This is a genomic window from Nocardioides fonticola (assembly GCF_039536805.1).
In the GTDB taxonomy this organism is placed as follows: Bacteria; Actinomycetota; Actinomycetes; order Propionibacteriales; family Nocardioidaceae; genus Nocardioides; species Nocardioides fonticola.
In genome coordinates this window covers 149,989-164,190 of the sequence record NZ_BAAAZH010000028.1, presented here as the reverse complement: position 1 = coordinate 164,190, position 14,202 = coordinate 149,989, and the positions used below count along the sequence as shown (strand labels likewise).

At 71.0% G+C, this 14,202-nt stretch carries 15 protein-coding genes; 2 read left to right on the top strand and 13 right to left on the bottom strand.

Annotated elements, in window-relative coordinates; genetic code table 11:
• Positions 1 to 79: 79 nt before the first annotated feature.
• Entirely contained in the window at positions 80 to 571 is a 492-nt protein-coding gene (locus ABD671_RS17985; protein ID WP_344734822.1) for a MarR family winged helix-turn-helix transcriptional regulator, read from the top strand.
• On the opposite strand, the gene ABD671_RS17980 is transcribed toward ABD671_RS17985, so the two are convergent.
• The 12 genes from ABD671_RS17980 to dop form a co-directional block, all read right to left on the bottom strand.
• Entirely contained in the window at positions 550 to 3,336 is a 2,787-nt protein-coding gene (locus tag ABD671_RS17980; protein WP_344734821.1) for a DEAD/DEAH box helicase, read from the bottom strand. The genes ABD671_RS17985 and ABD671_RS17980 overlap by 22 nt on opposite strands.
• The gene (locus tag ABD671_RS17975; RefSeq protein ID WP_344734820.1) at positions 3,333 to 3,776 is read right to left on the bottom strand and encodes a hypothetical protein; all 444 of its coding nucleotides are present in this window, start codon (positions 3,774 to 3,776) and stop codon (positions 3,333 to 3,335) included. The genes ABD671_RS17980 and ABD671_RS17975 overlap by 4 nt, the downstream gene beginning before the upstream one ends.
• Positions 3,773 to 4,609: a twin-arginine translocase subunit TatC gene (gene tatC, locus ABD671_RS17970; protein WP_344735026.1), complete on the bottom strand. Its 837-nt coding sequence runs from the start codon at positions 4,607 to 4,609 to the stop codon at positions 3,773 to 3,775. The genes ABD671_RS17975 and tatC overlap by 4 nt, the downstream gene beginning before the upstream one ends.
• A gap of 61 nt (positions 4,610 to 4,670) precedes the next feature.
• Positions 4,671 to 4,928, bottom strand: a complete 258-nt coding sequence (tatA, locus tag ABD671_RS17965; protein ID WP_344734819.1) for a twin-arginine translocase TatA/TatE family subunit — start codon at positions 4,926 to 4,928, stop codon at positions 4,671 to 4,673.
• A 42-nt stretch (positions 4,929 to 4,970) separates the two neighbouring features.
• Entirely contained in the window at positions 4,971 to 5,996 is a 1,026-nt protein-coding gene (locus ABD671_RS17960; protein ID WP_344734818.1) for a helix-turn-helix transcriptional regulator, read from the bottom strand.
• A 305-nt stretch (positions 5,997 to 6,301) separates the two neighbouring features.
• Positions 6,302 to 7,291, bottom strand: a complete 990-nt coding sequence (locus tag ABD671_RS17955; RefSeq protein WP_344734817.1) for a helix-turn-helix transcriptional regulator — start codon at positions 7,289 to 7,291, stop codon at positions 6,302 to 6,304.
• A gap of 30 nt (positions 7,292 to 7,321) precedes the next feature.
• On the bottom strand, positions 7,322 to 8,269 hold the full coding sequence (locus ABD671_RS17950) for an FKBP-type peptidyl-prolyl cis-trans isomerase (protein ID WP_344734816.1): 948 nt from the start codon (positions 8,267 to 8,269) through the stop codon (positions 7,322 to 7,324).
• A 108-nt stretch (positions 8,270 to 8,377) separates the two neighbouring features.
• Positions 8,378 to 9,739: a Pup--protein ligase gene (pafA, locus tag ABD671_RS17945; RefSeq protein WP_344734815.1), complete on the bottom strand. Its 1,362-nt coding sequence runs from the start codon at positions 9,737 to 9,739 to the stop codon at positions 8,378 to 8,380.
• Between the two features lie 24 nt (positions 9,740 to 9,763).
• A complete protein-coding gene (gene prcA / locus ABD671_RS17940; RefSeq protein ID WP_344734814.1) occupies positions 9,764 to 10,456 on the bottom strand; it encodes a proteasome subunit alpha in 693 nt (230 codons plus the stop codon).
• Positions 10,453 to 11,328 carry a proteasome subunit beta gene (prcB, locus tag ABD671_RS17935; RefSeq protein ID WP_344734813.1) on the bottom strand — a complete coding sequence of 292 codons (876 nt, stop codon included), beginning with the start codon at positions 11,326 to 11,328 and terminating at the stop codon, positions 10,453 to 10,455. The genes prcA and prcB overlap by 4 nt, the downstream gene beginning before the upstream one ends.
• Positions 11,325 to 11,522, bottom strand: a complete 198-nt coding sequence (locus ABD671_RS17930; RefSeq protein ID WP_344734812.1) for a ubiquitin-like protein Pup — start codon at positions 11,520 to 11,522, stop codon at positions 11,325 to 11,327. The genes prcB and ABD671_RS17930 overlap by 4 nt, the downstream gene beginning before the upstream one ends.
• 95 nt (positions 11,523 to 11,617) lie before the next feature.
• Entirely contained in the window at positions 11,618 to 13,126 is a 1,509-nt protein-coding gene (dop, locus tag ABD671_RS17925) for a depupylase/deamidase Dop (protein WP_344734811.1), read from the bottom strand.
• A 123-nt stretch (positions 13,127 to 13,249) separates the two neighbouring features.
• On the opposite strand from dop, the gene ABD671_RS17920 reads away from it, so the two are divergent.
• Positions 13,250 to 13,939 (top strand): sulfotransferase, encoded by a 690-nt coding sequence (locus ABD671_RS17920; RefSeq protein ID WP_344734810.1) that lies wholly within the window; start codon positions 13,250 to 13,252, stop codon positions 13,937 to 13,939.
• Here the strand turns inward: ABD671_RS17920 and ABD671_RS17915 are convergent.
• Positions 13,933 to 14,109 (bottom strand): hypothetical protein, encoded by a 177-nt coding sequence (locus tag ABD671_RS17915; RefSeq protein WP_344734809.1) that lies wholly within the window; start codon positions 14,107 to 14,109, stop codon positions 13,933 to 13,935. The two genes, ABD671_RS17920 and ABD671_RS17915, sit on opposite strands and share 7 nt — an antisense overlap.
• Positions 14,110 to 14,202: the final 93 nt, after the last annotated feature.

The following is a 14,202-nucleotide window of genomic DNA, read 5'->3' as shown; positions in this document are numbered from 1 at the left end:
CAGCGACCGGACGGGAGCTCCCGATGCACGATGAGACGAAGTCGACGCCCACGCCGACGCGGCGTCAGCGGAGTGCGCGATGACCGAGCAGCTCACCGCTCCTGCGTCCAGCGACTCGCACCTGCGCCCACCGGAGGGCGGCAGCCTCGCCCTCCAGCTGCGTCGAGGCGCCCATGAGCTCGGCCAGCGGCTGATCCCGTCCCTCCACGAGCACGGACTGTCCCCCGAGCACTGGCAGATCGTCTCGGTGCTGCTCGCCCGCCCCGGCATCGGCATGTCGGAGCTGGCCGCCGCCGCGGTGCTGCCGGCCGCCACGCTCACCCGCCACATGGACCGCCTCGTCGAACGGGCGCTGGTCGTGCGGCGCATCGACCCGGCCGACAAGCGCCGGGTCGTGGCCGCACTCTCCCCGCGCGGACACGCGATCGCCTCGACGATCCGCGCCACCGAGCACCGGATCGAGCAGGAGTGGGTGGCCCGCCTCGACCCGGCGACCCGTGCTGCCCTGACCGGCCTGACCGACCTCACGGTCCAGCTGGATCAGCCGGCTCAGTCCTCCAACGCCGAGTAGGCCACCACGCCGCGGCGCATCCGTCGCACGACCTCCTGGGCCGTCGCCCGCAGGGGCGTGCCGGACGCCGCGTCGGCGATCTGGCCGGCGAGGTCGAGCAACTGCTTCATCCAGCGCACGAAGTCGCCGGCCGCCAGCTCGGTGGTGCCGAGCACCTCGTCGAGATCGTCGCCCTCGCACCAGCGGTAGGCGATCTGGGCGAAGCCGAGGTCGGGCGGGCGCAGGAAGTCGAGCCGGTTGTCCTTCTCGACCGCGTCGAGCTGGCCCCACAGGCGCACCATCGCGGCGATGGCGTCCTGCGTGGCTCCGCCCGGCAGGCGGGGTGCGGAGGCGTCGTCGGGACGCCGCGCCTCGAAGACCAGGGTCGAGAGGGCGGCCGCCAGGCCGGAGGGCGTGAGCTCGTCCCACAGGCCGGCCCGCAGGGATTCCGCGGCGAGCAGGTCGAGTTCGGAGTAGATGCGCCGCAGGCGCATGCCGCGGTCGGTGACCTCGTCGCCGTCGAGGTAGCCCAGGGTCGTGAGCACGTCGCAGACCCGGTCGAAGAGGCGGGCGACGGTGTTGGTGCGCTGTTCGACGCGCCGCGCGAGGGTGGCGGCGTCGCGCTCGAGCTTGAACCAGCGCTCGGCCCAGCGGGCGTGGTCCTCACGATCGGGGCACTCGTGGCAGGGATGCGCGCGCAGCTGGGTGCGCAGGTCGCGGACCTCCTCCTCCCACTCGCTGGGCTGCGCGCCGGCACCACGCGATCGCGCGGCCGTGTGGGGCGGGAGTTCCTGGACGCGACGGCGCAGTGCGGCCGCGAGATCGCGCCGCGACTGCGGATTGCGCCCGTCGAAGGAGCGCGGGACCTTCAATCGGGCCACCGGCTCGACCGGCGTCGGGAAGTCGATCATGGCCAGGCGGCGGGCCTGCCGCTCCAGGGTCACGACGTAGGGCCGGGGCCCTTCCGGGGACCACCCGGGATCGACGACCACGGCGTAGCCGGCGAACTTGCCGGTCGGGACGACGATGACGTCGCCCTGCTTCAGCTTCTCCAGGGAGGCCACCGCCTCGGCGCGCTGATCGGCGCGCCGAGCCCGGCTGGCCCCCTTCTCGAGCTCGCCGATACGCCGTCGCAGACCCGCGTAGGCCATGAAGTCGCCGCGATCGCAGGCGGCCGCCTCGGCGTAGCCATCGAGGGCCTCCTGGGCCTTGCGGAGCTGACGGGCCAGCCCGACGACGGCCTTGTCGGCCTGGAACTGGGCGAAGGACTGCTCCAGCAGTTCGCGGGCGCGCTCGCGGCCGAACTGGTGCACGAGGTTGACGGCCATGTTATAGGAGGGCCGGAAGGACGAGCGCAGCGGGTAGGTGCGCGTGGAGGCCAGACCGGCCAGCTCGCGGGGGTTCATGCCCGGCTGCCACAGGACGACGCCGTGCCCCTCGGTGTCGAGTCCGCGGCGTCCGGCCCGGCCCACCAGCTGGGTGTACTCCCCCGGCGTGATGTCGGCGTGGGTCTCGCCGTTCCACTTCGTCAGCTTCTCGATGACCACGGTGCGAGCCGGCATGTTGATGCCCAGTGCCAGGGTCTCGGTGGCGAAGACGACCTTGCACAGGCCGCGCAGGAACAGTTCCTCGACGATCTCCTTGAACACCGGGAGCATGCCCGCGTGGTGGGAGGCGATCCCGCGCGAGGCGGCGTCGAGGAAGTCGTGGTACCCGAGCACATGGAGGTCCTCCGGCGGCAGGTGCCGGCTGGACTCCTCCACGAAGGCGTAGATCTCGTCGCGCTCCTCCGGCGTGGTGAGCCGGACGCCGGCCTGGAGGCACTGCGTGACCGCGGCGTCGCATCCGACGCGGCTGAAGATGAAGACGATCGCCGGCAGCAGCCCGTCGCGCTGGAGCCGGTCGATCAGGTCGGGCCTGCTCGGAAGCCAGACGCGTCGACCGTTGCCGACCTGCTTGCCCTTGCCGCCCGGAGCGCCGCGGCCCTTGGGCGAGCGGCGGTCGCGGATGCGCGAGGAGGCCCAGTCGTCGCGGGCGACCTTGAGCAGCTCCTCGTTGACGGGGGCGCCCTCCTTGACGAAGCCGGCCGAGGCGTCGACGTCGGAGGAGGCGAAGAGGTCGAGCAGGCGGCGTCCGACCAGGACGTGCTGGTAGAGCGGCACCGGACGCCGCTCCTCGACCAGCGTGGCCGTCTCGCCGCGCACGGTGGCCAGCCACTCGCCGAACTCCTCGGCGTTCGAGACAGTCGCCGAGAGGGAGACGAGGGTGACCGACTCGGGGAGGTGGATGATGACCTCCTCCCACACCGCGCCGCGGGAGCGGTCGGCGAGGTAGTGCACCTCGTCCATCACCACGAAGCCCAGGCCGAGCAGGGTGCGCGAGCCCGCGTAGAGCATGTTGCGCAGCACCTCGGTCGTCATGACGACGATCGGGGCCTCGCCGTTCACGACGTTGTCGCCGGTCAGCAGGCCGACCTGCTCGGGGCCGTAGCGGCGCACGAGGTCGGCGTACTTCTGGTTCGACAGCGCCTTGATCGGCGTGGTGTAGAACGCCTTGCGGCCGGTCGCCAGGGCCAGGTGTATCGCGAACTCGCCGACGATCGTCTTGCCCGACCCGGTGGGGGCGGCGACCAGCACGCCGCGCCCGGCCTCGATCTCCTGGCAGGCCCGCAACTGGAAGTCGTCGAGCGGGAAGTCGTACATCGCCTGGAAGTCGCGCAGCACCGGGTTGGCCTGGGTACGGCGGTACTCCGCGTAGCGCTGCGCCGGGCTGAGTTCCTCGGTCATGCGTCGTCCCCTCCCAGGCGCCACTGCACCGACCACCGTCGCGGGTCGGCGCCCACGGCCCGGGCGAGCCGGGCCAGCGCTTCGAAGGCTACGGGGGCGTCGATACGGCGTCCCGGAACCGCCACCACGACGGCGTCCGCGGGCCCCGGATGCGGGGCGAGGACGACGATGCTGCCATGGCGCCACGCTTGGTGGGCGCGGGTGCGCAGGTCGTCCTCCATCACGGGCGCGGGGAACGCCTCGTCGACGGCAAGCACGTCACAGGCCAGCGCAGGCGGGCCGGCGGTCTCGGGGAGCAGGGAGCCGGGCAGGCGGTGTGCGGCGCACGCGGCGCGGTCACCGACCCGCCACACGACCTCGGTCGTGCCGAGCCACTCGGGGAGGTCGAACGGATCGACGTCGTGCCACGGCGGTCGGGCTGCCCCCGACGCCGACGTCACAGCTTCGACGCCTCGTCGACCGAGAGCCCCGCCCCCGGTCGCTGCCGGTCGCGACGGCGGTCGTTCACACGGGCGATCACCACGGAGATCTCGAAGAGGAACCACATGGGGAACGCCATGAAGCACATCGTGAAGGGGTCGGTGGACGGCGTGGCGGCCGCGGCGAAGATGAAGATGCCGATGATGACCCAGGGCCGGTAGCGGCTCAGCGTGCGGCCGGAGACGATGCCGGCGCGGTTGAGCAGGACGACGAAGACCGGGATCTCGAAGGCCAGGCCGAAGACCAGCAGCGTGCGCGTGTAGAACTGCAGGTAGTCGCCGAACTCGACGATGTTCGTGACGTCGTCGGGGTTCAGCCCCAACAGCACCCGCAGGCCGGTCGGCAGCGTGAGGTAGCCGAGCAGCACGCCGCCGAAGAACAGCGGGATGCCGGTGGCGAGGAAGATGTAGCTCCAGCGGCGCTCGTTGGCGTGCAGGCCGGGCATCACGAAGGCCCAGATCTGGTAAAGCCAGAACGGCGCGGTGCCGAGGACGGCGACGAAGCCGGCGAGCTTGAGGTGGAGCATGAGGCCGCCGCCGGCCCCGTTGGTGGTGATGAGCGTGCGCTGGTCGGCCGGCAGCGCCTGCCGGGCATCGACGTAGGGGCCCGAGACGAACTCGAAGAGCTGCGGGAAGTAGAAGAGGCCGATGATGAAGGCCAGCGAGACGACGAGTGCCACCTTCAGCACCCGGCCCCGCAGTTCACGCAGGTGGTCGGACAACGCCATCCGGCCGTCCGGGCCGACCGGATGCACCGGACGGCCGCGGAAGAGCCCGACGACGCCGGAGATCATCGCCACAGGGCGTCCTTCTCAGTCGCGGTCGGTTGGGTCGAGCTGGAGCAGGTCAGGCCGCTCAGGCCTGGTTCTGGTCCTTGCTCGGCGCAGCCTCGGGCGCGGCGTCCTGGACGCCCGGCAGCTCGGAGGTCGGCGTGGCGGCCTTGGAGTCGTCGGACTCGCGCAGGCTCTTGGTCTCGGCCTTGAAGATGCGCAGGGCCTGGCCCGAGCTGCGGGCGAGGTCGGGCAGCTTCGCAGCGCCGAAGACGAGCACCACGATGGCCAGGATGACCAGCCATTCGGCGCCCTGCGGCATCGCGATCAGGGGGTTGGTCATGGTTCGCACTCCAGTCATCGGTGAGGTGAAACGAGCTCGTGATCAGTCTACGACCACGGTGTCGAGCGGGGGGTCGTACCGGTGCAACGCCGACTGTACGGCCCGAAGGTGAGCATCGTGGAAACCGTCCGGCTCGACGACCCGCGCGAACGGCGTCAGGCGCAGGAGCAGGCGATGGAGCCACGCGTCGTCGGCCACCCGCATCCGCACCATCAAGCGGCCCTCGCCGAGCTCCTCGGCCTGCTCGACCGGGTAGTACTCGACCACCCAGCGCGCCTCGCGGGCGAGCTCGAGGGCGACCGTGCGGGTGCGGGAAGCCGGCGTGAAGGGGCCGTCGGCGAGATCGCGGGGCGGCTCGGGCTCGGTGAGGACCGGCTCGGCGGTCACCTCGGCACTGCGGATGCGGTCGAGCCGGAACAGACGCGGAGCCTCGGCGGTGTGGCACCACGCGTCGAGATAGCGCTGACCGCCGGAGGTGACGACACCGCGCGGGTCGACCGTGCGCTCGGAGACCTCGTCGCGCGCCGGAACGAAATAGGCCAAGCGCACCTGGACGGCGTCGCGGGCGGCGCGCTCGAGATCGGCGCCGAGGGCGTCCTGGGCGGCGTCGGTGACCGGCGCGCCCGGATCGATCAACGCCGCGGCCGAGCCCTCGGCCAGCGCCGTGTCGAGCTTGGCCAGCGTGCGGTCGACGATCTCGCGGGTCTCCTCTCCCGCACCGTTGCGCAGCGCCCGGAGCGCCACGACCACCGCCGTGGCCTCGGTCGGGGTCAGCCGTAGCGGACGCGCGAGGTACTCGGCGTTGGACACGCGGATGACGCCGTCGCCGTCCGGGCCCTCCAGCGCGTCGAGGTCGACGTCGATCAGGTCGTCGGGATAGCCGCCCGGCAACCCGCACATGAGCAGCACCTTGAGGTCGCGCAGCAGCTGACGGGGCGTGACGTCGAGGGCCCTCGCCGCCTCCTCCAGGTGCACGCTGTCGCGGGCGTGGAGGTAGGGCACCAGCGTCAGGAGTCGGGCGACCTGATCCTTGGAGTTCGCCGCCCGGGCGATCGGTCGCTCGCTCATGACAGCGCCTCCGCGCATCCGGTGGTCGAGGTGCGACGAGCGCCAGCGAGGAGCCGCGAGACCCCCGCACCCTCGCCGCCACGGTACCCACCGCCCTGCGCCACTCCCGGGGTCTGGCGGGTCGGCGCCAGAGCGCCTCCCACCCCGACCACCGACCTCGTCCACACGCTCACCGCGTCACCTCCGCTGGCGCTCCGGTCGCGATGACGCACTCGATGGCTCGCTCGCTCCGCTCGCTCACCGCGTCACCTCCGCTGGCGCTCCGGTCGCGATGACGCACTCGATGGCTCGCTCGCTCCGCTCGCTCACCGCGTCACCTCAGCCGGCGGGAAGCCTGCGAGTGCTGCGCGCAGGCGGGCGACGACTCGATCCTGGAGCTCCGCGGGCTCCTCGACGACGACGTCGGCGCCGTGCGCGAGCACCTCGTCGACCATCCCGAACGGGCTGCGGGTCAGCACCACCCGGTGCCAATCGTCCGCTCCGTCGGGGCCGGTCACACCGGTCTGGATGCTGTCGGCGCCCGTGCGCAGGGAGTGCCCGGCGTCGGGTCGCACCAGCAGGCTGATCCGGGTGCGCTCGGGGGGCGGCGCCAGTCGACGGGCCACGGCCCGCACATCGGTACCGGCCGGCACCTCGTACGCACCGGGCTCCCCGACCGTGCGCGCGTCCCCGACGACCCGGGAGAGCCGGAAGACCCGCTCGTCACCGCGGTCGACGTCGAATCCGACGACGTACCAGCGCCCCGCATGCCGAGCCACCCCCCACGGCTGGAGATGGCGTCGTGTCGTGGTTGTCTCACCCGTGCGTCGGTAGTCGAAGACCACCGCCTGCCGGGCCTGCACGGCCTCCCAGAACACGTCGAAGACCGGCTCGTCGGCACTGAGCCGCGGTTGGGCGATCTCCAGCGCCGCGAGATCGACCTCCAGACCCTGCGCCGTGAGCTTGCGCACCGCCTCCGAGGTCGCCTCGGCGAGCTTGGCGTGTTCCCAGACCCGGGTCGCCAGACCGACGACGGCGGCCTCATCGGGTTCGAGGCTCACCGGCGGCAGGGCGAAACGGTCGGGCCGGATGCGGTAGCCGGGCTCGTCGTCGAAGAGCGGGTCCAGCTGGCCGACCTCGATCGGGACGCCGAGGCTGCGCAACTCGTCCTTGTCACGGTCGAACATCCGGTCGAAGGCCTCGTCGGAGGCGTCGGGGTAGAGGATCGACCGGATGCGCGACTTGGGCACGTAGTGGCGCTGGACGAGCAGCATGATGAGCAGGTTGAGCAGCCGCTCGCTCTTCCGGACGCTCATCGTGCGCTCGTGCTACCCCGCGCCCCGACCTCAGCCGGCGGCGAGGATGTCGATGGCGAAGACGATGGTGTCGGTGCCCTTGATGCCCGCGCTCGGCTGGCCGGCGCTGCCGTAGCCGTACTTCGGCGGGATCGAGAGCAGCACCCGGCTGCCGGCCGGGAGCCCGACCAGCTCCTTCTGCCAGCCCTTCACCAGACCGGAGAGCTTGCCGACCAGCGGCTGGCCCTTGGAGTAGGACTGGTCGAACGGCTTGGACGCGCCGTAGACCTGACCGAGGTAGTCGACCGCGAGCGGGCCGTCGAGGGTGACGGCGGGCCCGGTGCCCTTCGAGACCACGGTGAGTGCGAGCTTCGGGTCGGGCTTGGAGGCCGCGAACGTCAGACCGGTCGGCTTGCCGTCGCCGTCGACCGTGACCCCCGGGACGGTGCCCTTCGCGGTGGCCGGGAAGGTGCCGGAGGGCGTGAACGGCCCGAGCACGTCGAGCACGAACAGCAGCGGGTCCTCGTTGCCGATGCCCAGGCTGGAGTTGCCCGCACCGCTGAAGACGTCCTTGGCGTTGGCGGTCACGAGGATGCGCGAGCCGACCGTGGCGCCGACGAGGTTGTCCTTGAGCACCGGCAGTGTGTCGGCGCCGGAGAGGTCGACGCTCTCGAGTCCCGAGCCGTTGGTGTAGCTGGAGTAGACGGTCTTCTTGTCGAAGCCGTTGCCGATGGTGAGGGCCACCAGGGCGGTGTCGGCGTCGGTGAGCTTGGGCCCGTCGCCGGTGACAGCCGTCGTGGTGTCGTCCTCCGAGTCCGCCGCCATGGCCTCCTTCCACTCCACCTTCGGCTCGGCGCCCACGTCGCCGGTGACCGAGACGGCCGCGAGGCCGTCGGCGGTGCCGGCGTCAGTGCCGCTGTCGTCGCTGCCGCAGGCCACCAGGGCGGGCGCGATCAGCAGGGGCAGGAGGGCGAGCTTCCAGGGGGCGGGTCGGGACACCGGTCCATCCTTCGTCGTCACGTCGGGGGACGGCGTGGCGCCGTCCGAGCGCATCCTACGAGCAGGCGGTGTCCGACCGGTGACGGCGGGGCCGCACGGCGTGGGACGTCACATGCCGTCGATGAGGCGCTGCACCCGCTCGTCGTGGGCACGGAAGGGGTCCTTGCACAGCACGGTGCGCTGTGCCTGGTCGTTGAGCTTGAGGTGCACCCAGTCGACGGTGAAGTCGCGGCGCCGCTCCTGGGCGCGACGGATGAACTCGCCGCGCAGCCGCGCCCGCGTGTTCTGCGGCGGGATCGACTTGGCCTCGAAGATCGCCAGGTCGTTGGTCACCCGGGCGACCGACCCGCGCTTCTCCAGCAGGTAATAGAGACCGCGGTTGCGCCGGATGTCGTGGTAAGCGAGATCGAGTTGGGCGATGCGCGGGTGGCCGAGCGGCAGGCCGTGGCGGGCCCGGTAGGCGTCGATCAGCTTCCACTTGATGACCCAGTCGATCTCGCGGTCGACCAGGCTGAGGTCGTCGGACTCCACGGCCTTCAGGCCGCGCTCCCACAGGTCGAGGGCCCGCTCGAGGGTGGGAGTGGCGATGCCGCGTCGGTCGACGAAGTCGCGGGCCTTGGAGAGGTACTCGTGCTGGATGTCGAGCGCACTGGCCTCCCGGCCGTTGGCCAGGCGGACCTTGCGGCGTCCGCTGACGTCGTGGGAGATCTCGCGGATGGCCCGGATGGGGTTCTCCATCGTGAGGTCGCGCATCACCACGCCCTCCTCGATCATCCGCAGCACGAGGTCGCAGCTGGCGACCTTGAGCATCGTCGTCGTCTCGCTCATGTTGGAGTCGCCGACGATCACATGCAGACGGCGGTACTTCTCGGCGTCGGCGTGCGGCTCGTCGCGGGTGTTGATGATCGGGCGGCTGCGGGTGGTGGCCGAGGAGACGCCCTCCCAGATGTGCTCGGCACGCTGGCTGACGCTGTAGGAGGCGCCCCGCGGGGTCTGGGTGACCTTGCCGGCGCCCACGATGATCTGGCGGGTCACCAGGAAGGGGATGAGGACGTCGGCGAGCCTGCTGAACTCACCGGATCGGCTGACCAGGTAGTTCTCGTGGCAGCCGTAGGAGTTGCCGGCGGAGTCGGTGTTGTTCTTGAACAGGTAGATCTCGCCCGCGATGCCCTCGTCGTGCAGCCGCTGCTCGGCGTCGATGAGCAGCCCCTCGAGGATGCGCTCGCCGGCCTTGTCGTGGGTGACCAGCTCGACGATGTCGTCGCACTCGGGCGTGGCGTACTCGGGGTGGCTGCCGACGTCGAGGTAGAGCCGGGCACCGTTGCGCAGGAAGACGTTGCTGCTGCGCCCCCAGCTCACGACCTTGCGGAACAGGTAGCGGGCGACCTCGTCAGGACTGAGGCGACGCTGTCCTTTGAACGTGCACGTGACGCCGTACTCGTTCTCGATCCCGAAGATCCGGCGGTCCATACCCCGACCCTACGCGCCCGATCCTCAGGACAGGAGGGATTCGAGCCGGGCCGGGGCCAACCGGGCGAACTTCCGCGGCTGCACCCGCGTGCGGTCGAGGACGGCGACCTCGAGGTCGCCGACCGCGATGGCACGGTCCTCGGTGTCGGTGTGGCCCAGCGCCGCGACTGCCAGCTTCAGCGCCTCGGCGAGCGGTGCGCCCTCGGCGTAGCGCTCCTCCAGGTAGGCCGCGACCGATTCGGCGGCGCCGCCCATGACGGCGTACTGGTGGACGTCGGCGACCTGCCCGTCGTAGGTGAGGCGGTAGATCTGGTCGTCGGCGGCGGTGTCGCCCACCTCGCCGACGAACAGCTCGACCTCGTAGGGCTTCTCGCCGCCGCTGGAGAACACCGCGCCGAGGGTCTGGGCGTAGGCGTTGGCCAGGCCCCGACCCGTGACGTCGCGCCGGTCGTAGGCGTAGCCGCGCATGTCGGCCAGCCGGACGCCCGCGATGCGCAGGTTCTCGAACTCGTTGTAGCGGCCGACCGCCGCGAAGGCGATGCGGTCGTAGATCTCCGAGACCTTGTGCAGGGCCTGCGAGGGGTTCTCGGAGGCGAAGAGGATGCCGTCGGCGTACTGGACCGCCACGACCGACCGGCCGCGGGCGATGCCCTTGCGCGCGAAGTCGGCGCGGTCCTTCATCAACTGCTCGGGCGAGACGTAGAACGGCATGCTCATGCGGAGGCACCTCCCTGCTCCAGCGCCCCGGCCGGGGCGGCGGCGCCGAGGGCCGCGACGGGGCCGTCGGGCTGGCCCATGCGGGCCGCCACCACACGGTTGGCGGTCTCGGCGACGCTCTCCTCGGTGAGGCGGCGTCCGCCCTCGGCGGTGATGACGTGGACGATCGGGAACAGCCGCCGGGTCAAGTCGGGCCCGCCGGTCGCGGAGTCGTCGTCGGCGGCGTCGTAGAGCGCCTCGACGGCGATGGTGACGGCCTCGGCCTCGGTGAGATCGGGGCGGAAGAGCTTCTTCAACGAGCCCTTGGCGAAGATCGAGCCCGAACCGACGGCGTGGTAGCCGGTCTCCTCGTAGCGCCCGCCGGTGACGTCGTAGCTGAAGATGCGGCCCTTGCCGGCGGCGAGGTCGTAGCCGACGAAGAGTGGCACGACGGCCAGGCCCTGCATCGCCATGCCGAGGTTGCCGCGGATGAGGGTGGCGAGCCGGTTGGCCTTGCCGTCGAAGGAGAGCGAGGTGCCCTCGATCTTCTCGTAGTGCTCGAGCTCGACCTGGAAGAGCTTCATCAGCTCGATCGCCAGGCCCGCGGTGCCGGCGAAGCCGCCCGCGCTGTACTCGTCGGTCGGGTAGACCTTCTCGATGTCGCGCGAGGCGATCATGTTGCCCATCGTCGCGCGGCGGTCGCCGGCGATCAGGACGCCGCCGGGGAAGGTCAGGCTGACGATCGTCGTGCCGTGGGGGGCGAGCTCGCCGACCTGTCCCGGCGGGAGGGCACGACGGCCCGGCAGCAGGTCGGGCGCCTGGGCGCCCAGGAAGTCGGCGAACGACGAGGTGCCGGACGACAGGTAGGCGTCCGGCAGGCGGGGGTCGCTCATTCTCCGCCCTTCTGGATGAACGACTTCACGAAGTCCTCGGCGTTCGTCTCCAGGACGTCGTCGATCTCGTCGAGGATGTCGTCCACGTCGGCGTCGAGGGCCTCCTTGCGCTCCGCGACGTCGGTCTCGGTGACATCCTGCGTGGCCTCGTCGGTCTCACCCGACCGCTTCGGCTGCTTCTGCTCCTGTGCCATGGTCCGACACTATCCACTCCCCCGGCATCGCACAGGGGTGCGGCGCGCGCGTTCGCTCTCAGCGGAGCCGCGCGGGGTGCGTGTCGCCGCGCCGGTCAGCGGGTGAGGCGGGCGAAGAGGTCGGCGGCGGTCGCGGACTCCTCGATGAGGCTGCCGACGTGGGCCCGGGTGCCACGCAGGGGGTCGATGGTCGGGATGCGCTGGAGCGATTCGCGGCCGGGCAGGTCGAAGATGACCGAATCCCAGGACGCCGCGGCCACCGCGTCGGCGTACTTCTCCAGGCAGCGGCCCCGGAAGTAGGCCCGCGTGTCGTGCGGCGGCTCGTGCATGGCCTCCTCGACGGCGGCGTCGTCGAGGAGGCGCTGGATGCGGCCGCCGGCGACGAGGCGGTGGTAGAGGCCCTTCTCGGGCCGGATGTCGCTGTACTGGAGGTCGATCAGCTGGAGCTTGGCGTCGTCCCAGTCCAGGCCGTCGCGGTCGCGGTACTGCAGGAGCAGCTTGTACTTGGCGACCCAGTCGAGCTCGCCGGCCAGCGTCATCGGGTCGTTCTCGAGGCGGTCGAGCACCGACTCCCAGCGTTCGAGGACATCGCGGGTCTCGGCGTCGACGTCCTGACCGAAGCGGTCCTCCACGTACTTGCGGGCGAGGTCGAGGTACTCCAGCTGGAGCTGGACGGCGGTGAGCTTGCGGCCGTCCTGGAGCGTGACGAGGTGGCGCAGGGTCGGGTCGTGGGAGACGGCGCGCAGGGCGGCGACGGGGCCGTCGACGGCGAGGTCGCGGGTGATGAAGCGATCCTCGATCATCGCGAGCACGAGGGAGGTCGTACCGACCTTGAGGTAGGTGGAGATCTCGGCGAGGTTCGCATCCCCGATGATCACGTGCAGGCGGCGGTACTTGTCGGGGTCGGCGTGCGGTTCGTCGCGGGTGTTGATGATGGGTCGCTTGAGGGTGGTCTCGAGACCGACCTCGACCTCGAAGAAGTCCGCGCGCTGGCTGATCTGGTAGCCGTGCTCACGACCGTCCTGCCCGATGCCCACCCGACCGGCCCCGCACACGACCTGACGGCTCACGAAGAAGGGGGTCAGGTGGCGGACGATCTCGGCGAACGCGGTCGAACGCCGCATCAGGTAGTTCTCGTGGGCGCCGTAGGAGGCGCCCTTGTTGTCGGTGTTGTTCTTGTAGAGCACGATCGGCGAGCCGCCGGGCAGCACGGCCGCGCGACGGGCGGCGTCCAGCATGACCTGCTCGCCGGCCTTGTCCCAGCGCACGATGTCGAGCGGCGTGGTCACCTCGGGGGTGGAGAACTCCGGGTGGGCGTGGTCGACGTAGAGCCGGGCGCCGTTGGTGAGGATGACGTTGGCCAGGCCGAGGTCCTCGTCGGTGAGCTGCGAGGGGTCGGCCACGTGCCGCGACATGTCGAACCCGCGCGCGTCGCGCAGCGGGGACTCCTCCTCGAAGTCCCATCGCGCGCGGCGAGCGGTCAGGGTCGCGCTCGCGTAGGCGTTGACGATCTGGGAGGAGGCCACCATCGGGTTGGCCAGGGGCTGCCCCTGGACGGCGATGCCGTACTCGACCTCGGTCCCCATCACGCGGCGCACGGTCATGGATCGAGCCTACGGGGTCGGGCGGCACCTGACAGGATGGGTCCGTCCGAGGAGCGAGGAGCGTGGTGCACGGCGATGTGGGGTGCTGGATCGAGACGCGACGAGCGAGCGGCTCGGGTCGAGGTGGAGGATCCGCGCACCGAGGTCGCCGACCTGGGGTACGTCTTCATCGTCACCTACGCCCGGTCGGGCTCCACCCTGCTGCAAGGCATCCTCAACAGCATCCCGGGCTATCTCGTCCGCGGTGAGAATCTCGGCGTCGTCGAACATCTCTACCGCTTCCACACCGTCGCCGCCGCCAAGCGTCGGTCCAACCGGCGACGCCGGCGACGTCAGGGCGTCACCGAGCCCTCCGGGCCCTCGACCCCGTTCTACGGCATCGAGGACTTCGCCGTCAGGCGCTCGCTCGACCATGCCCGCACGATGGTCGTCGACACCTTGCTGCGCCCCGAGCCGGATACGCGGGTTACGGGATTCAAGGAGATCCGCTACAACCTCGAGGATCTCCTCGGCTACGTCGACTGGATGCGCGAGGTCTTCCCCGGCGCCCGGTTCGTCGTCAACACCCGTGACCTCGACGCGGTCTCGCGCAGCAAGATCTGGTCGGATCTGGAGAACCCGCTGGAGATCCTGGTGGAGTCCGAACAGCGGCTCATGCTGCTGCTCGAGCATCTCGGGGACGCCGCGTTCCACGTGCGCTACGACGACTACATCACCGATCCGTCACGGCTGAGCGCGCTCTTCGCGTGGCTGGGCGAACCGTTCGACCTTCCCACGATCGAGGCCGTGCTCGCCGTCCCGCACTCCTACTGAGCATCCTCCGGGTCGCCCCGAGGCGGCTCGGGTGCCGCTGGTGGCGGAGCAGTGGCGGCCGGGACGACGATCAGTCCGTCGCGCTGGTCGCGGCGCACGGTGCGTCCGAACAGGGCCGTAACCCCGATGACGAGGACCGCCACCACGGCGACGATCTCGGCGACACCCATCCGGCGACTCCTCCCGGTGCGCGCGACCCTCGCGCCACCTCGGCCACCGTAGGTCGACCGGCTGAGAGCATCCCGACCGCGAACGTAAGGAAC